Raw genomic sequence first — 17,288 nt, 5'->3', positions numbered from 1 at the left:
ACGGAAAGTTCATAAAAAAAAATCAGATTTCATTGACACATATGAGTAGGCGCTCATATAATAAGAGTATAAGATATATGAATGATTGTTCATATGTTCAATTAAAGAGGTGAGCTATAATGGCTGGAAATAAAGTAGAAACACCACAAGAGACATGTTCTCAAACGATAATTCATGAAGAAGTTGTAGAGCAAGTAAAACAAACAATTCCAACTGATGAAAGTTTAAGTAAAGTAGCAGAACTATTTAAAGTGTTAGGTGACCGTACACGTACGAGAATATTACATGCGCTATTTGAAGCTGAAATGTGCGTTTGTGATTTAGCTTATTTATTAGGAATGACACAATCATCTATTTCGCATCAGCTTCGTGTGTTAAAGCAAGCGAAACTTGTGAAGAATCGTAAAGAAGGAAAGGTTGTTTATTATTCGTTAGCTGACCAGCACGTAATTCATATCTTCGAGCAAGCGTTTGAACACGTAAACGAAGAAGAATAAAAAGAACGCGAGGAGGGAGAACGATGGCTGAAGCGTTAGTGAAAAAGAAACTGATGTTAGAAGGTTTAGATTGTGCGAATTGTGCAATGAAAATTGAAAAAGGTGTTGGGAGTATAGAAGGAGTAAATTCTTGCTCTGTAAACTTTGCAACAAAGACAATGATTTTAGAAACGGCACAAAATAAAGAAAACGAAGTTGTTACGGAAGCAAAACAACTCGTTACAAAATTAGAACCGCATATTAAAGTGCAAGAAGAACAAAAAAATAAAATTGCTAAAGAAGTATTTATATTAGAAGGTTTAGATTGCGCGAACTGTGCAATGAAAATTGAAAATAAAGTGAAGGAAATGCCAGCTGTCTCAGAAGCAACTGTTGATTTCGTATCGAAGAAACTACGAGTAGAAGTTGCGAATAAAAGAGAACTAGAAGCGACTGTAGCAAATATAACAAATGTCGTTCAAAAGTTAGAGCCAGATGTGAAAGTTGTTCGTGAAGAGAAGAACGGTCATGACCACGGGCATAGTCATGATCATGGTGAAGCAAATGTGAAAAAGATGGTAGGGAGATTAGTGGTCGGCGGAATTTTGACAGCGATTGCTGCATTAGCGGACTTACCACAAATGGTAACAATTCCGTTATTCGTCCTTGCTTATTTATTAATAGGTGGAGATATCGTTTGGAGAGCGGTAAGAAACATAACTCGTGGCCAAGTATTTGATGAAAACTTCTTAATGGCAATTGCAACTGTAGGGGCTTTTGCAATTCAACAATACTCAGAAGCTGTAGCAGTAATGCTATTTTATCAAGTAGGAGAACTATTCCAAAGCATTGCGGTAAACCGCTCTCGAAAATCAATTACTTCATTAATGGATATTCGTCCTGATTATGCGAATGTAAAGGTTGGAAATGAAACGAAACAAGTATCACCAGAAGATGTACAAATTGGCGATTATATTATCGTTAAGCCAGGTGAGAAAGTGCCGTTAGACGGAAAAGTAATTGAAGGAACATCAATGTTAGATACTTCAGCATTAACAGGTGAATCTGTACCACGTGAAGTTGAAGTTGGAAATGATGTATTAAGTGGCTTTGTGAACCAAAACGGTGTGTTGACAATTGAAGTTACAAAAGAATTCGGTGAATCAACTGTATCGAAAATTTTAGATTTAGTTCAAAATGCAAGCAGTAAAAAAGCACCAACGGAAAACTTTATTACGAAGTTTGCACGTTACTACACTCCAGTTGTAGTTATTACAGCGGCAATCATGGCGTTTATTCCACCACTTATTTTAGAAGGAGCTACATTCTCTGAGTGGATTTATAGAGCTTTAGTGTTCTTAGTAATCTCTTGTCCATGTGCGTTAGTTGTATCCATTCCTCTTGGATTCTTTGGAGGTATTGGTGGTGCATCTAAAAGTGGTGTGTTAGTAAAAGGTAGTAACTATTTAGAAGCTTTAAATGATGTGAAATATATTGTTTTTGACAAAACAGGAACATTAACAAAAGGTGTTTTCAAAGTTACAAAAATGGAACCGAGCGAAGGTACTACAAGTGAAGAGTTATTAGAGTATGCGGCATTTGCTGAAGTATATTCTAACCATCCAATTGCCCAATCTATTCGAAAGGCATATGGAAAATCAATTGATGAAAAAATAATCGATGATTATAACGAAATTTCTGGTCACGGTACAGTCGTAAAAGTACAAGGAAAAGAAATTTTTGCAGGTAATGCAAAATTAATGAGAAAAGAAAATATTGAATTTAAGCAACCAGAAACAGTAGGTACATTAGTTCACGTTGCTGTAGATGGAAGATATGCAGGTTATATTGTTATCTCTGATGAGGTAAAAGAGGATTCGAAGCAAGCGATTCAAAAGTTAAAAGAACTAGGTATTAAAAAGACAGTAATGTTAACTGGTGATGCAAAACCAGTTGGTGAAGCTGTTGGTAAAGAATTAGGCTTAGATGAAGTTCATGCGGAATTACTACCGCAACAAAAAGTAGAAGAGATTGAAAAAATTGATGCAGCGAAGCACGGAAAAGAAAAAATTGCCTTCGTTGGTGACGGTATTAACGATACACCAGTATTAGCCCGTGCAGACGTTGGTATTGCGATGGGTGGTTTAGGGTCAGATGCAGCAATTGAAGCGGCAGACATCGTTATTATGACTGATGAGCCTTCAAAAATTGCGACAGCTGTAAAAATTGCAAAACGCACAAGAAGTATAGTGTGGCAAAATATCATCTTTGCTCTAGGTGTAAAAGGGATCGTTTTATTACTTGGTGCCTTTGGTATTGCAACAATGTGGGAGGCTGTTTTCTCAGATGTTGGTGTAACACTACTTGCAGTGTTAAATGCAATGCGTGTATTACGAGTGAAAGATTTATAAAAAAGAGGACGCAACCTGCGTCCCCTTTTTTATTAGTGATTTTGTTGAAATTGATTCAATAAAATAATATCAAATATTATTTTGCTTTTAAATAGTATTATATTAAAATTTACAAATTAAAAACATTCGTCTTATTATTTTAATATATTTTTTACAAATATCCATATAGTATTGAAAAAACCAGAGAAGGAGAAACTTCTCTGGTTACTTTTGTATGTTTTTTTCAACTTGTTCTCGAACAGTTTGAATGTAATTCATTTTATGATCCCAACACTCTTGGCTTAAATCGACAGGGTATTCTTCAGGATTTAAAGTTCGCATATATTCTTCCCAAAATAGAGAGAGACTCTGTTCATTATATTTTTGAATATCTAATATACTTGGTAGTTCATATGTTCTTTCACCGTTAACGAAAATATCTTTATGCAGTTCACGGGCTTCAAAGTTTGTTACGAATTTACTTATATATGTGTGAACTGGATGGAACATTTTTAAGCGCTCTTCTTTTCCAGGTTCTTCAGAATCTAACGCAATATAATCGCCTTCTGCATGATCGTTTACCCGATTGATAATACGATAAATTCGTTTCAGTCCTGGAGTGGTAATTTTTTCAGGGTTAGATGAAATTTTAATCGTATCATTTAATTTTCCGTCAGTATCTTCAATCGCAACTAGTTTGTAAACAGCCCCCAATGCAGGTTGCTCAAAGGACGTAATTAATTTTGTCCCAACGCCCCATACGTCAATTTTTGCTCCTTGAGATTTAAGGTGCATAATTGTGTATTCATCTAAATCGCTAGAAGCGATAATTTTTGTATTTGTAAACCCTGCTTCATCTAATAGTTTTCGTGCCTTTTTCGATAAATAAGCCATATCACCACTATCAAGACGTATGCCATAGAAATCAATACGATCCCCAAATTCTTTTGCAACACGAATCGCATTTGGAACACCAGATTTCAATGTGTCATATGTATCAACGAGAAAGACGCACTTTTTATGAGTTTCAGCGTATTTTTTAAACGCGACGTATTCATCGCGATATGCTTGAACGAAAGAGTGAGCGTGTGTGCCAGCTACAGGAATCCCAAAGCGTTTCCCAGCACGAACGTTGCTTGTAGAGGAGAAACCACCAATAAAGGCAGCACGCGTCCCCCAAAGGGCAGCATCGAACTCATGGGCACGTCTTGTGCCGAACTCTAAAAGCTCATCATTACTTGCAGCATGTTTCATACGTGCTGCTTTTGTGGCAATTAATGTTTGGTAATTCACAATATTTAAGAGGGCAGTCTCAATAATTTGTGCTTCACCAAGTGGTGCATCAACACGTAATAAAGGCTCGTTATTAAATACAACTTCACCTTCTTGCATACTGCGAATCGTCCCAGTGAATTTCATATTTTGTAAATAATGAAGGAATTCTTCTTCAAATTGTAATTCTGCTAAATAAGCGATATCGCTTTCAGTAAAACTGAAATTTTCTATGTACTCTACAATTTTCTCAAGGCCAGCAAAAACAGCGTAGCCGTTCTCAAATGGAAGCTTTCGAAAATATAAATCAAAAACAGAACGGCGATTATGAATACCATCTTTCCAATATGTATAAGCCATGTTGATTTGATATAGGTCTGTATGTAAGGCATAACTATCGTCTTTATAATGAGTCATCGCGAGAACACCTCCATAATTTGGTTATAGTATACCAATTTTTCACCATTCGTAGCAAAGAAGAGATATTGATGTGAAGTCAAGAGAGAAAAAAATGAAATTATGCATATTTTTTAGAAAATTTATATTTATCAATTTATATTTCTGCAGATTTTATGTATTATTAGAGTAATGGGGGTAATGAGAATGGAGGAGGACAATGCAACAAACATTAGAAAAAATAGGCAAACAAGTCTTTTATAAACGGCTACAGCAAAAAATGACACAAGAAGAATTATGTCAGGGCATTTGTTCTGTCTCATACTTAAGTAAGATTGAAAATGGAAAGATTGAAGCATCAGAAGAAATTCTACAATTGCTCTGCGCAAGATTAGAAATTGCCGTGACGGATTTGAGGGATGTAGAAGAAGATGTGAAGGGGAAGCTGGATGAATGGTTGAATGCACTAGTTCATTTAGACAAGCAACAAGTAGAACGTATATATGAAGAGTTGCAAGGTGAAATGAAGCATGTGTTGGATTTTGAAATTATAAATTATTATAAACTGCTGTATACACGTTATTTAATTATGAAAAGGGATTTTCCTGCTGTCGAAAAAGAGTTAGAGAGCTTAAAGAAGATGTACAAAAAGTATTCACCATTCCAAAAATTATTATATACGTATAGCAAAGGGTTATATTATTTTTTACAACATAGATATAAGAAGGCATTGGAGTATTTGACTCGAACAGAAGTAATGGCAAAGGAACAAGGTTATCATGAGAATGGAATATATTTCAATTTGGCTCTTGTTTATAATGAATTAGAAGTTGAACATATGACTTTACATTTTGCTAATGTAGCAATGGAAGGATTTAAGAATGAATATAAATTCCGTTATGTGATAAATTGCCAGTTACTTATTGCGTTGAGTTATATACAAAAAAAGCAATATAATGAGGCACTATCTATTTATAATAATATTTTGAGGGAAGCAAATTCTTTTGCTGATAAAGAAAGTATAACAGCTATTGCTTTAAATAATTTAGGCTTCTTGTACTATAACTTAAAAGATTATGCAAAAGCAAAAGATTATTATTTACAATGCCTAAAGTACAAAAAGGAAGAGGATTTAAATTATATTGATGCAGTGTATGAGATCGCTTTGCAGTGTATTGAATTAAAAGAATTTGAAGAAGCGAAAGATTGGATTAATAAAGGAATAGATGTTGCCAAGAGGGATGAAAAGTATAAAAGTATGCTATATATACTTTCAATGCTTAAGAATAAATACTTTGAAACGAAAGATGTTTATAAAAGATTTTTAGAAGTTGAGGCAATCCCATTTTTTAGAGGCGAAGAAAATAAAAAGGAATTAAAAATGGTGTATTTAGAACTAGCAGGATATCACGAGGAATTACTAGAATTTAAGGAAAGTAATAACTACTATAAATTAGCAATTAATTTATTAGAAGAAAAGGGAGGAAAATAATATGAAAAAAATAATTATTGGTGCTTTGGCTTTGGTAGCTGTATTAGTGGTATTGGAACCGCAATATGCTTGGACATCGGATATTTATGGTCAAGGCGAAAAAGTAGTAGAATTAATAAATTCTTAACAGAAACCCCTTTCCAATCGGAAAGGGGTTTTTCAATATTTGTTCCTCAAAATTCTACAAAACTTGAGAAAATAATTATTTGAATTTTTAGTATATTAATAGTGGAAACATAATGCTAATATAAAACTACTCTTTTTCAAAAAAATTTTTTATTAGGGGGAAGGTTCATGAAAAAGAAAAGTTTAGCGTTAGTGTTAGCGACAGGAATGGCAGTTACAACATTTGGAGGGACAGGCTCTGCATTTGCGGATTCTAAAAATGTACTCTCTACGAAGAAGTACAATGAGACAGTACAGTCACCTGAGTTTATTTCTGGTGATCTAACTGGAGCGACTGGTAAGAAAGCGGAATCTGTTGTGTTTGATTACTTAAATGCAGCAAAAGGTGATTACAAGCTAGGGGAAAAGAGTGCGCAAGATTCTTTCAAAGTGAAACAAGTGAAGAAAGATGCTGTAACTGATTCAACAGTAGTACGTATGCAACAAGTTTACGAAGGAGTGCCTGTATGGGGTTCTACTCAAGTGGCTCACGTAAGTAAAGACGGTTCTTTAAAAGTATTGTCTGGAACAGTTGCACCTGATTTAGACAAAAAGGAAAAGTTGAAAAATAAAAATAAGATTGAAGGCGCAAAAGCAATTGAAATCGCGCAGCAAGATTTAGGGGTAACACCGAAATATGAGGTAGAACCAAAAGCGGACTTATATGTATATCAAAATGGTGAAGAAACAACATATGCATACGTTGTAAATCTAAACTTCTTAGATCCAAGTCCAGGAAACTACTACTATTTCATTGAAGCAGACAGCGGTAAAGTATTAAATAAATATAATAAATTGGATCATGTAACAAATGAAGATAAATCACCAGTTAAGCAAGAGGCTCCTAAACAGGATGCGAAAGCAGTAGTAAAACCTGTAACAGGAACAAATAAAGTAGGAACTGGTAAAGGTGTATTAGGAGATACGAAGTCGCTTAATACAACGTTATCTGGTTCATCTTACTACTTACAAGATAATACGCGCGGGGCAACAATTTTCACATATGATGCGAAAAATCGTACTACATTGCCAGGAACTTTATGGGTAGATGCAGATAATGTTTTTAATGCAGCGTATGATGCAGCAGCAGTAGATGCTCATTACTATGCAGGTAGAACATATGATTATTATAAAGCTACATTTAACAGAAACTCTATTAATGATGCAGGAGCTCCGTTAAAATCGACAGTTCATTACGGAAGTAAGTATAATAATGCATTCTGGAATGGCTCACAAATGGTATACGGAGATGGTGATGGTGTAACATTCACTTCATTATCTGGTGGAATTGATGTAATTGGTCACGAATTAACGCATGCTGTTACTGAAAATAGCTCGGACTTAATTTATCAAAATGAATCAGGAGCGCTAAATGAAGCAATTTCTGATATTTTTGGTACTTTAGTAGAATTCTATGATAACCGTAACCCGGATTGGGAGATTGGTGAAGATATTTATACGCCTGGTAAAGCAGGAGATGCGCTTCGCTCTATGAGTGATCCAGCGAAATACGGTGATCCAGACCATTATTCTAAGCGTTACACTGGTACTAGTGATAACGGTGGGGTTCATACAAACAGTGGTATCATTAACAAACAAGCTTATTTATTAGCAAATGGTGGTACGCATTCGGGTGTAACTGTAACGGGCATTGGTAAAGATAAGTTAGGTGCAATTTATTACCGTGCAAACACACAATATTTCACGCAATCTACTACATTTAGCCAAGCTCGTGCTGGTGCAGTACAAGCTGCAGCTGATTTATATGGTGCGACTTCTGCGGAAGTAGCAGCAGTTAAGCAATCATTTAGTGCTGTTGGTATTAACTAAGGATTAAAAAGGATAGCTATTAATAAAATACCTCAAAAATAAAGAAGGAGCCTATGCTCCTTCTTTATTTTTTTTTCTCCATTTTTTCCACAAATAAAACAATCCAATAGCGCCTGCGATTGTTACAATCCACTTTGCTTCATTTGTTCCGTTCATGACATGATAGGCAGAATATACTTCGATTAACAATGCCGGTATTTTCCCTATTGTGCTGGCAATACTGAAGGAGAGTAATGACATCTTACCTAGAGCCGCAAATAAAGTCACGATACTTGATGGGATGAAAGGTATCAAGCGAAATGATAGAACGAGTAGAAAGGCCTCTCTACCTTCTACATAAAGAAGACGCTCTACCTTTGGGTATTTATTTACTTTATCGTGAGTGAACTTTTGAAGGCCCATGCGGTAAATATAAAACGAGATAATAGCCCCTAATGCTTCGCCTACGATCGAAATAACAGTACCATTTGTTACGCCAAAGAGCTGTATATTAATGGCGGTTAAAAAAATACTAGGGATAAAACCTAAAAGACTAATGATGATGTTAATTAAGATACTAAGTGGAATTGCGATTGAATAGTATTCTGTTAAGAAATTTTGAATCGTTTCAGCCATTGTTTAAAATCCTTTATCTTTTTTTGCATTACACCACATTTCGTTTGTATAGGCAAGGAGAAATTTACATAATGTAGAAAAACGTTGATAAGAAGGGCATTTTATACCTTATATGGGTATTGGGTATATGAAAATAGGGGTATTTTAAAATGTTTTTAAAAATACTATAAAAACCTTTGTATAAAAGAGTTTTATAGTTATGTTATCGGTGATTTCATCTGGGAAATAATCGAAAAATATAGGGGGTATATATTATAAAAGGCGAAAAATAGAGGGTTGATGAAATTGCTGGGGTAAATATGGAAAAATAGATAAAAAAAATGAAAACTGATAGATTTTTTCGTTGTGAAATTGACTTTTAGTGAAGTTGCGATAATAATCATGGAAGAGGTGATATGATGAAACGAATAAGTAGTCTTTTCTTCAGTAGTTTATTGGTATTAATGCTGATCTTAAGCGGATGTGCAGGAAAAGAACAAAAAACAGAGAAACAGACAGGGAATCAAGCTACATCGGTAGAAAAAATTAGTGATAATATTTTAGATGAAATGGAAGGACCACCTAAAAATGGTCATACGATTGAAAGACATGTAGGCAAGTCAGAAGAGGATTTGAAGAATCGCTTGAAGACAGATAAAGTGTCAGCCGCAAGTACATACTATGATAAAGAAACAGCGACGAAAGCTGTAAAAGATAGCTTGAAGCAACATGACAAGGAAATTCAAGATTGGTTAAAAAATTCTAAAGAGGCTCGTCTCGTATTAAATACAACTCATTCATTTCCTGTTGGAAAAACGGTAATAAAGAAAAATATGAGTGTAAAAGACAAGTTAGTAAAAACTGTTACTGTTTTAGCAAGAGATAAGTCAGGAGAATTAGGGTTTAAGATTATTACTTCTTATCCATCTGATAAATAAGAAGGGGGAGTACATTATGTATACGACATTACAATACTTTCTTAAATCGTACTGTACGTTAAGTATTCATGAGGATGAAATAGTAAGCGTGATGGAAGAGTTTATTGAACAAGAAGACGAAGAAATTGTTTTGAAATTACGTGATGAATTAATAAATATGAAGAAAAAGAACGCGTGGGAAGAGGCGTGTGTATTAGCTGCGAAGCAAGGAAATCGTATGTGGTCTTTAGAAGAAACGAAAGACCATCTTGAAACTTTTTTACTATTACTGCAAAAGAAAAAGGCGTGATTTAATCACGCCTTTTTCTTTATGCTATTCGGTTGGTATTATCTATTCTTTTGGAGCGCTTTTATATACGCTTTTTGAAATTTGTCCATTTGATATTACTTCCCCGTTTTGTGTTACTTTTTTATACGTAACCGCGGTGATTTTATCACTAGTTCTACTAATTACTTGAGAAGAAACTTCAACATTTTTACCAGTATTTGTACCGAAAATGCGTGTAGTAATACTACCTCCATTTGAAAATGCTTGAATATAAATATGATTGCCTGTATTATTTTTAAATTTTAAATCTGGACCATAATCTGCTACTGCTGCATCTTGCCCAAGTGGTAAATAATTTACTGGCATAGAATGATTGCTTCGAGAAACAATGCCTAAATCTGCCCTTAAAGCTGCACTGTATAATGTACTACTGACTTGGCAAACTCCTCCGCCTGCACTTTGTATTACTTTACCTTGTGAATATACTGCTGCAGATTTATAACCATGTGCAGCATCAGTTACGCCAACGCGACCGTTAAAACTAAATGTTTCATCAGGTGCGACAATAACCCCACTTAAAGTATTAGCTGACTTATTTACGTTAAATGATTGATTTCCGTTACGGCCAGCCATTGGAGTAGAATATTCAGCAATGACTTCTTTAATACCCATTTTCTGTATGTCTTCTGTAGAACGTTCTGGTTTTATGAATGTAACTGGTAATGTAACATCTGATTTACCAGTAGTAATAGCTTCATTTGTTAAACCGCTTAGTTTCCCTTTATCAATTTTTTCTCCGTTTTGGCTTTGACTAATATTTACTGTTGAGCCTTCAATACTTAATTCTGCGTTAACAGGATTTTTTAATGTTTCATTATATTTATCTTTTATAAAGGTTTCATAAGCTGTTGCATTTAATTGTGGTGTTAATTTATAGTCACGTTTTAATTCACCGTTTTCAGCTTGCTTACGCATTTTATAACGATTCATTACGTTTCCTTCTTGTTCTTTGAAGATTTTGTCAATAATATCTTTCTCTTTATAATTTATCCCTAAATCTTTCCATGTGTAAGTTTGTTTATCGTTTTGGAATATGTAGGTAAGGGATTTTTGATCTAACTCAGTTACCTTTTGATTAATAATTGCTTGAATATCCTTCTTATTTTTTCCGTCGAGAGAAATACCTTCAAATGTAGTATTTGGTAATGCAGTAGTATCTAATTGATTATTTAATTTGGATACATATTGATATCCCCCAACACCGCCTACACAAAGTAATATGCCCCCAGCAATTGCAGAACCAATCAGTATTTTACTTAGCTTCATTTATTTCCCCCCAGAAATTTATGTATAAATATATGTATTACATTTTTTGTATAAAAATGATGAAAATAACATTATGTACGTACTAGTATACTATTATTTTCACTGTATGTGTAATGTTTTCATAAAAAATGTTACACCGCTGTAATAATTGTCACTTCTTGTCACAATGTGTATGAAAAATATGTTGAAAAATATAATAAAAAGGCTGTCTAGAAAGATCTAGCAGCCTTTTTATTATAATTTTTTATGTTCATTTTTATTCGTAACACCGAGATGTTTTTGAAGGGTAGTTGAAATAGTATCGACGCTTTTTTCATTTGGAACGTAATAATAAATACCACCTATATATTTATCTGTACCCTCTACTTGCATTTTTTCCATTTTTAAATTTGAATCCATTGAATTTTTTGTAATTGTCATCATATCATCAAAAGTTAAATTGGTTTTTAAATCTTTATCGACAGCGTCTAGTAGGCCACCGATTTTATTAATGGAATTAAGAGATAGTGCCTTTTCAGCAATGGCCTCTAATACAAGCTGTTGACGTTGACCACGCATATAATCACTATCGATATGACGAGTTCTAGCTAGTGCCAGTGCCTCTTCTCCATTTAAATGTTGACGTCCTTTTTTTAGATGAATGGCATCTGCTTCATCTTTACTATTTTGCTCTGTGAACTCAACTGGAACGTCTACAGTAATACCACCAAGAGAATCAACAATTTTAATAAAGGATTTAAAATTGAATTTTACATAGTAGTCAACTGGAACATCTAAAAAGTTCTCTACCGTATCAATTGTGCTGTCTACACCACCGAATACGTGCGCATGTGTGATTTTATCGTATTTATCACGTGATTTAATGTAGACGCGTGAGTCACGTGGAATGCTTACAAGTTTAACGGATTTATCGTTTTTATTAATTGTTGCAAGTAATAACGCATCTGTTCGAGTTGCTTTTCCATAACCTTTTTCCCTAATATCACTTTCATCAACACCCATAATTAGTACGGAAATATTGTCGGTCATAGGTTTAACAGCTTTTTCACGTTTACTGGACTTATCTCCTCGACCTAGTTCAGCATAAGCATTATTTAAGACGGACTTTGCTTTACTGTATATATGGAAGGAGTAGCCTCCTGCTCCAAGTGCTACAATTAGTAATGGAATAAGAAGGAACCAAAGTAGGCGTTTTTTCTTTGAGCGTCCTTTTTTGGCTCGCGTATTGTTGTTCGTGTCGGATTTCATCATTTTTTCTCCTTTAAAACTATCAAAGTGTATACATTTAGAAGTGTATTCAAACACATAAAAAATATTTTACGCTAAATAAAAGCGATTGTACATGTATAAAAAATAGATGTCTTGATTATTTATAAGACACCTATTCGTTATTGTATACAAAAGATAGGGATAAGAAAATGATAAAATTTTACCTAATTACAACATAATGCTTACGATAATTGCAGATAAAATACTAACGAGAGTAGCTCCATATAGTAATTTAAGGCCAAACCTCGCAACAACGTTTCCTTGTTCTTCGTTTAATCCTTTTACCGCACCTGAAATAATACCAATGGAAGAAAAATTGGCAAAAGATACAAGGAAAACAGAAATAATACCAACTGTACGGGGAGAAAGGCTATTAGAAATTTTACTAAGGTCCATCATTGCGACAAATTCATTCGTTACAAGCTTCGTTGCCATAATGCTGCCAGCCGCGACAATTTCAGAACTGGGTACACCGATAAGGAATGCGATAGGTGCAAATACATAGCCGATTAATTGTTGGAACGTAATACCGAATATAATGAGGAACAGGTCATTAATACAACTAATTAATGCGACGAATCCGATGAGCATAGCGCCGACAACAATGGCTACACGAAAACCATCAAGAATGTATTCTCCAAGCATTTCAAAAAAGCTTTGTTTTTCACCTTTGATTTCTAAAATATCTTCGTCATCTTTAACGTCGTAAGGGTTAATGATGAGTACGATAATAAAACCGCTAAATAAATTGAGAACGAGTGCAGTTACTACATATTTAGGTTCAATCATTGTCATATAGGCACCTACGATAGACATAGATACGGTTGACATAGCAGAGGCACAAAGTGTATAAAGACGGTGTTTTGGAATTTGAGCTAATTGTTTTTTCACTGTAATAAAAACTTCTGATTGGCCGACAATGGCAGAGGCGATAGCGTTGTAAGATTCTAATTTACCAAGACCATTTATTTTACTAAGAAAGTACCCGATCCAACGAATAAAAAATGGTAGTATTTTGAAATGTTGTAATATACCAATTAAAACAGAAATAAAGACGATTGGTAATAATACAGTAAGGAAAAATGGCATTTCACCTTTATTTGCAAGACCACCAAATACGAAATTTATTCCATCAGCAGCATACTCGAGTAGCTTGGTAAACAAACTGGAAATGATTCTAATAAGTATGAGGCCGATTTCTGTATTTAATAGTAAATAGGTTAAAATTAACTGTATAATAAGCATGATAAAAATTGGTTTAAATTTAATATGCTTCTTATTATTGCTAGCAATATAAGCGAGCAAGAAAACAACAATTAGTCCGACGAAAAAAGTAATGAATTTCATGGTAAGCCCCCTAAAAGAGATATTCTGCTATATATGTTTTTCATTTCAAGGGAGAATATGCATCTTTGGTAAAGAAAGGAATAGAGAGAGCATGAATATATGTAGAGTGCATCACGTTGCAATTATTTGTTCGAATTATGAGACGTCAAAGGATTTTTATACTAGGATATTAGGGTTTAAAGAGATAAATGAAGTATATAGAAAGGAACGAGATTCTTATAAATTAGATTTATGTGTAGGAGAAGAGTATCAAATCGAATTATTTTCATTTCCAAATCCGCCTGAGCGCAAAAGTTTTCCAGAAGCAGCCGGTCTTAGACATTTAGCATTTGCTGTTACAAATATAGAAGAAGCTGTGAAGCATTTAAACCAATGTGGTGTTGAGACGGAACCAATCCGTATTGATGAAATAACGGGGAAGAAATTCGTCTTTTTCCAAGATCCTGATGGTTTACCTTTAGAATTGTATGAGGTTTGAAAATTGGTGGATTTTATATAGAGTTGCTTTCCAATAATTGAAGAAACTAAAGTGAAACTTCTTTTTAAAAGGAGGTGTAACTTTAGCTAAGAAAGCTAAAGAGCATATGTGGATATTTTAAAATTATTGATGGTAGTCATTCTTATTGGGTTAACAGCATTTTTTGTGGCTGTTGAATTTGCAATTATTAAGGTACGTAGCAGTCGTATTGATCAACTCGTTAGCGAAAAAAGACGAGGTGCACTGGCAGCTAAAAAGGTAACTTCAAATTTAGATGAATATTTATCGGCCTGTCAGCTAGGTATTACAATTACTGCTTTAGGGCTTGGGTGGTTAGGGGAACCAACCATTAAACATTTACTCGAGCCGTTGTTTTTAAAATTAAAATTCTCACCTGCAATTTCCAGTACAGTTTCATTTATTATTGCCTTTGCAGTAATTACATTTTTACATGTTGTCATTGGGGAACTTGCTCCAAAGACATTTGCTATACAAAAAGCAGAACAAGTTAGCTTATTGTTATCGAAACCACTTATTTATTTTTACCGAGTTATGTATCCGTTTATTTGGGCTTTGAATGGTTCAGCGAGGGTTGTAACTGGTTTATTCGGATTACATCCAGCTTCTGAACATGAAGTAGCTCATTCAGAAGAAGAATTAAGGTTAATCTTATCTGAGAGCTATGAGAGCGGAGAGATTAACCAAAGGGAATTTAAATATGTAAATAATATTTTTGAATTTGATAATAGAGTAGCAAAAGAAATTATGGTACCTCGTACGGAAGTTGTAGGCTTATATGAGGATGAACCATTTGAAACACATATTAAAGTAATCGCGCAAGAAAAGTACACGAGATATCCTGTATTTGGTGAAGATAAAGATGAAATTATTGGGATGGTTAATGTAAAAGATTTATTTATTCGTTATATGGATGGTAATCGGGATGAGGAGTGCTCGATTATGCCATATACAAGGCCAGTTATTGAAGTGCTAGAAAATATTCCAATTCATGATTTACTATTACAAATGCAAAGAAAACACATTCCATTAGCTGTATTGTATGATGAATATGGTGGTACAGCTGGGATTGTTACACTAGAAGATATTTTAGAAGAAATTGTTGGAGAAATTCGAGATGAATACGATGAAGATGAGAATCCTCCTATAGAGCATGTAAGTGAAGGTTATAAAATCGTAGAGGGAAAAGTGCTTATTAGTGAAGTAAATGATTTGCTTGGCATACATTTAATTGCTGATGATGTAGATACAATTGGTGGCTGGATTATGGTACAAAAACAAATCGTTGCTGAAGGAGATATTATTGAGAAACACGGTTTTTATTTTAAAGTCCTTGAAAAGGATATGCATCAAATTAAACGAGTGGAAATAAGGAAAGTAGAAGAATGATTTTCTATAAACTTTAATAAAAAGGATATACAGAAAAATAAATGTTTGCGCTTTCAAAAAAGGTGCTATATAGTGAAGGTGGATACTGAAAAATTCTTCTGAATGATACTCGTGTTTTTAGAGGGCGGATTTTTTGGATAAGGATTTAGAATGAAAAAGTATAGGTGATAAAAATGATAGCAACGAAGGATATACGTATAGAAAAAGATTTTTTAGGTGAAAAAGAAGTACCAAGTGCAGCTTATTATGGTGTACAAACATTACGTGCCGTAGAAAACTTCCCAATTACAGGATATCGCATTCATCCATCACTCATTACAGCAATGGCAATTGTGAAAAAAGCGGCGGCGCTTGCGAATATAGATACTGGTTACTTAGCTAAAGACATTGGGCATGAAATTGCAGAAGCAGCGCAAGAAATTGTTGATGGAAAGTTTCATGATCAATTTATCGTGGATCCTATTCAAGGTGGAGCCGGAACTTCTATTAATATGAATACAAATGAAGTAATTGCGAATAGAGCGTTAGAACGTATGGGATATGAAAAAGGGGCGTATGCGAAAATTAGCCCAAACACTCATGTGAACATGGCCCAATCAACGAACGATGCGTTTCCGACAGGAATTCATATTGCAACTCTTATGATGTTAGAAAAGCTTCTTATTACAATGGAAGAACTTCATTCTGCTTTTCGTAAAAAAGCAAAAGAGTTTGATCATGTTATTAAAATGGGACGCACACATTTACAAGATGCAGTTCCAATTCGCCTTGGACAAGAATTTGAAGCGTATAGCCGAGTGCTTGCGCGTGATATAAAAAGAATTAAACAGTCTCGTCAACATTTATATGAAGTGAATATGGGCGCGACAGCTGTTGGTACAGGATTAAATGCAAATCCTACGTATATTGAACAAGTAGTAAAACATTTAAGAACGTTTAGTGGATTCCCACTTGTTGGTGCAGAGCATTTAGTTGATGCAACGCAAAATACAGATGCATACACAGAGGTATCTGCAGCACTTAAAGTATGTATGATGAACATGTCTAAAATTGCAAACGATCTTCGTATTATGGCGTCTGGTCCACGTGTTGGGTTAGCTGAAATTCAATTGCCAGCACGTCAGCCAGGTTCATCGATTATGCCAGGAAAAGTAAATCCAGTTATGGCAGAAGTGATTAACCAAGTCGCATTCCAAGTAATCGGAAACGATCATACAATTTGCTTAGCATCAGAAGCAGGACAATTAGAGTTAAACGTAATGGAGCCTGTGCTTGTATTTAATTTAATTCAATCTATTAGTATTATGAATAATGGATTCCGTGTATTCCGTGAATATTGTATTGAAGGAATTACGGCAAATGAAGAATTGCTGAAGCAATATGTTGAGAAAAGTGTTGGAATTATTACAGCAGTTAATCCTCATATTGGTTATGAAGTAGCATCTCGTATTGCACGTGAAGCAATTGAAACAGGGAAATCTGTTAGGGAGTTATGTTTAGAACATGGTGTACTGACAGAAGAGGAATTGGATATTATTTTAGATCCATTCGAAATGACTCACCCTGAAATTGCTGGAGCTTCTTTATTAAAAAATAAAAAAATGTAATGTGAAAAACACCGATCCACTTGGATCGGTGTT

Annotated in this window: 15 protein-coding genes; 10 read left to right on the top strand and 5 right to left on the bottom strand. The window is 34.4% G+C overall.

Going from position 1 to position 17,288, the window contains the following annotated elements; translation table 11 throughout:
• Positions 1-119: 119 nt before the first annotated feature.
• Together ACTFRU_RS25605 and ACTFRU_RS25600 are read left to right on the top strand one after the other, a co-directional pair.
• Entirely contained in the window at positions 120-497 is a 378-nt protein-coding gene (locus ACTFRU_RS25605; protein WP_000918378.1) for an ArsR/SmtB family transcription factor, read from the top strand.
• 23 nt (positions 498-520) lie between these two features.
• The gene (locus tag ACTFRU_RS25600; RefSeq protein WP_440037953.1) at positions 521-2,887 is read left to right on the top strand and encodes a heavy metal translocating P-type ATPase; all 2,367 of its coding nucleotides are present in this window, start codon (positions 521-523) and stop codon (positions 2,885-2,887) included.
• Between the two features lie 204 nt (positions 2,888-3,091).
• Here the strand turns inward: ACTFRU_RS25600 and ACTFRU_RS25595 are convergent, their stop codons facing one another.
• Positions 3,092-4,555: a nicotinate phosphoribosyltransferase gene (locus ACTFRU_RS25595; RefSeq protein ID WP_000150184.1), complete on the bottom strand. Its 1,464-nt coding sequence runs from the start codon at positions 4,553-4,555 to the stop codon at positions 3,092-3,094.
• A 199-nt stretch (positions 4,556-4,754) separates the two neighbouring features.
• Between ACTFRU_RS25595 and ACTFRU_RS25590 the strand changes: the two genes are divergently transcribed.
• From ACTFRU_RS25590 to ACTFRU_RS25580, 3 genes are all read left to right on the top strand, one after another.
• Entirely contained in the window at positions 4,755-6,026 is a 1,272-nt protein-coding gene (locus ACTFRU_RS25590; protein ID WP_001187937.1) for a helix-turn-helix domain-containing protein, read from the top strand.
• 1 nt (position 6,027) lies between these two features.
• Positions 6,028-6,153 (top strand): NprX family peptide pheromone, encoded by a 126-nt coding sequence (locus ACTFRU_RS25585; protein ID WP_000720172.1) that lies wholly within the window; start codon positions 6,028-6,030, stop codon positions 6,151-6,153.
• Positions 6,154-6,320: 167 nt separating this feature from the next.
• Complete coding sequence (locus ACTFRU_RS25580; protein WP_000730383.1) at positions 6,321-8,021, top strand: M4 family metallopeptidase; 1,701 nt, start codon at positions 6,321-6,323, stop codon at positions 8,019-8,021.
• A 51-nt stretch (positions 8,022-8,072) separates the two neighbouring features.
• Here the strand turns inward: ACTFRU_RS25580 and ACTFRU_RS25575 are convergent, their stop codons facing one another.
• Positions 8,073-8,636, bottom strand: coding sequence for a TVP38/TMEM64 family protein (locus tag ACTFRU_RS25575; protein WP_000852225.1), 564 nt, complete (start codon positions 8,634-8,636; stop codon positions 8,073-8,075).
• Positions 8,637-9,034: 398 nt separating this feature from the next.
• Between ACTFRU_RS25575 and ACTFRU_RS25570 the strand changes: the two genes are divergently transcribed.
• Positions 9,035-9,553, top strand: coding sequence for an RNase A-like domain-containing lipoprotein (locus ACTFRU_RS25570; protein ID WP_000822700.1), 519 nt, complete (start codon positions 9,035-9,037; stop codon positions 9,551-9,553).
• A 16-nt stretch (positions 9,554-9,569) separates the two neighbouring features.
• On the top strand, positions 9,570-9,842 hold the full coding sequence (locus ACTFRU_RS25565; RefSeq protein WP_000288803.1) for a hypothetical protein: 273 nt from the start codon (positions 9,570-9,572) through the stop codon (positions 9,840-9,842).
• Positions 9,843-9,884: 42 nt separating this feature from the next.
• Here ACTFRU_RS25565 and ACTFRU_RS25560 read toward each other — a convergent pair whose 3' ends face one another.
• The 3 genes from ACTFRU_RS25560 to ACTFRU_RS25550 form a co-directional block, all read right to left on the bottom strand.
• Positions 9,885-11,147: a VanW family protein gene (locus ACTFRU_RS25560; RefSeq protein WP_000777355.1), complete on the bottom strand. Its 1,263-nt coding sequence runs from the start codon at positions 11,145-11,147 to the stop codon at positions 9,885-9,887.
• Between the two features lie 234 nt (positions 11,148-11,381).
• Positions 11,382-12,398, bottom strand: coding sequence for an LCP family protein (locus ACTFRU_RS25555; RefSeq protein WP_002163841.1), 1,017 nt, complete (start codon positions 12,396-12,398; stop codon positions 11,382-11,384).
• Between the two features lie 186 nt (positions 12,399-12,584).
• Positions 12,585-13,763: a NupC/NupG family nucleoside CNT transporter gene (locus ACTFRU_RS25550; protein WP_006925013.1), complete on the bottom strand. Its 1,179-nt coding sequence runs from the start codon at positions 13,761-13,763 to the stop codon at positions 12,585-12,587.
• Positions 13,764-13,854: 91 nt separating this feature from the next.
• Between ACTFRU_RS25550 and gloA2 the strand changes: the two genes are divergently transcribed.
• The 3 genes from gloA2 (at position 13,855) to aspA (ending at position 17,255) form a co-directional block, all read left to right on the top strand.
• The gene (gene gloA2 / locus ACTFRU_RS25545; protein WP_001017675.1) at positions 13,855-14,241 is read left to right on the top strand and encodes an SMU1112c/YaeR family gloxylase I-like metalloprotein; all 387 of its coding nucleotides are present in this window, start codon (positions 13,855-13,857) and stop codon (positions 14,239-14,241) included.
• Between the two features lie 108 nt (positions 14,242-14,349).
• Positions 14,350-15,648 carry a hemolysin family protein gene (locus tag ACTFRU_RS25540; protein WP_000353314.1) on the top strand — a complete coding sequence of 433 codons (1,299 nt, stop codon included), beginning with the start codon at positions 14,350-14,352 and terminating at the stop codon, positions 15,646-15,648.
• 173 nt (positions 15,649-15,821) lie between these two features.
• Positions 15,822-17,255, top strand: a complete 1,434-nt coding sequence (gene aspA, locus ACTFRU_RS25535) for an aspartate ammonia-lyase (RefSeq protein WP_000562131.1) — start codon at positions 15,822-15,824, stop codon at positions 17,253-17,255.
• Positions 17,256-17,288: the final 33 nt, after the last annotated feature.

This window comes from Bacillus cereus group sp. MYBK220-1 (genome assembly GCF_051916445.1).
GTDB lineage: Bacteria > Bacillota > Bacilli > Bacillales > Bacillaceae_G > Bacillus_A > Bacillus_A cereus.
Note: the sequence above shows the minus strand (reverse complement) of the source record. Positions and strands in the feature narration are given on the sequence as shown.

Excerpts from the sequence above, each read along its gene's own strand:
- ACTFRU_RS25605 (WP_000918378.1), top strand. The coding sequence starts at position 120 with ATGGCTGGAAATAAAGTAGAAACACCACAAGAGACATGTTCTCAAACG.
- ACTFRU_RS25600 (WP_440037953.1), top strand. The coding sequence starts at position 521 with ATGGCTGAAGCGTTAGTGAAAAAGAAACTGATGTTAGAAGGTTTAGAT.
- ACTFRU_RS25595 (WP_000150184.1), bottom strand. The coding sequence starts at position 4,555 with ATGACTCATTATAAAGACGATAGTTATGCCTTACATACAGACCTATAT.
- ACTFRU_RS25590 (WP_001187937.1), top strand. The coding sequence starts at position 4,755 with ATGCAACAAACATTAGAAAAAATAGGCAAACAAGTCTTTTATAAACGG.
- ACTFRU_RS25585 (WP_000720172.1), top strand. The coding sequence starts at position 6,028 with ATGAAAAAAATAATTATTGGTGCTTTGGCTTTGGTAGCTGTATTAGTG.
- ACTFRU_RS25580 (WP_000730383.1), top strand. The coding sequence starts at position 6,321 with ATGAAAAAGAAAAGTTTAGCGTTAGTGTTAGCGACAGGAATGGCAGTT.
- ACTFRU_RS25575 (WP_000852225.1), bottom strand. The coding sequence starts at position 8,636 with ATGGCTGAAACGATTCAAAATTTCTTAACAGAATACTATTCAATCGCA.
- ACTFRU_RS25570 (WP_000822700.1), top strand. The coding sequence starts at position 9,035 with ATGAAACGAATAAGTAGTCTTTTCTTCAGTAGTTTATTGGTATTAATG.
- ACTFRU_RS25565 (WP_000288803.1), top strand. The coding sequence starts at position 9,570 with ATGTATACGACATTACAATACTTTCTTAAATCGTACTGTACGTTAAGT.
- ACTFRU_RS25560 (WP_000777355.1), bottom strand. The coding sequence starts at position 11,147 with ATGAAGCTAAGTAAAATACTGATTGGTTCTGCAATTGCTGGGGGCATA.
- ACTFRU_RS25555 (WP_002163841.1), bottom strand. The coding sequence starts at position 12,398 with ATGATGAAATCCGACACGAACAACAATACGCGAGCCAAAAAAGGACGC.
- ACTFRU_RS25550 (WP_006925013.1), bottom strand. The coding sequence starts at position 13,763 with ATGAAATTCATTACTTTTTTCGTCGGACTAATTGTTGTTTTCTTGCTC.
- gloA2 (WP_001017675.1), top strand. The coding sequence starts at position 13,855 with ATGAATATATGTAGAGTGCATCACGTTGCAATTATTTGTTCGAATTAT.
- aspA (WP_000562131.1), top strand. The coding sequence starts at position 15,822 with ATGATAGCAACGAAGGATATACGTATAGAAAAAGATTTTTTAGGTGAA.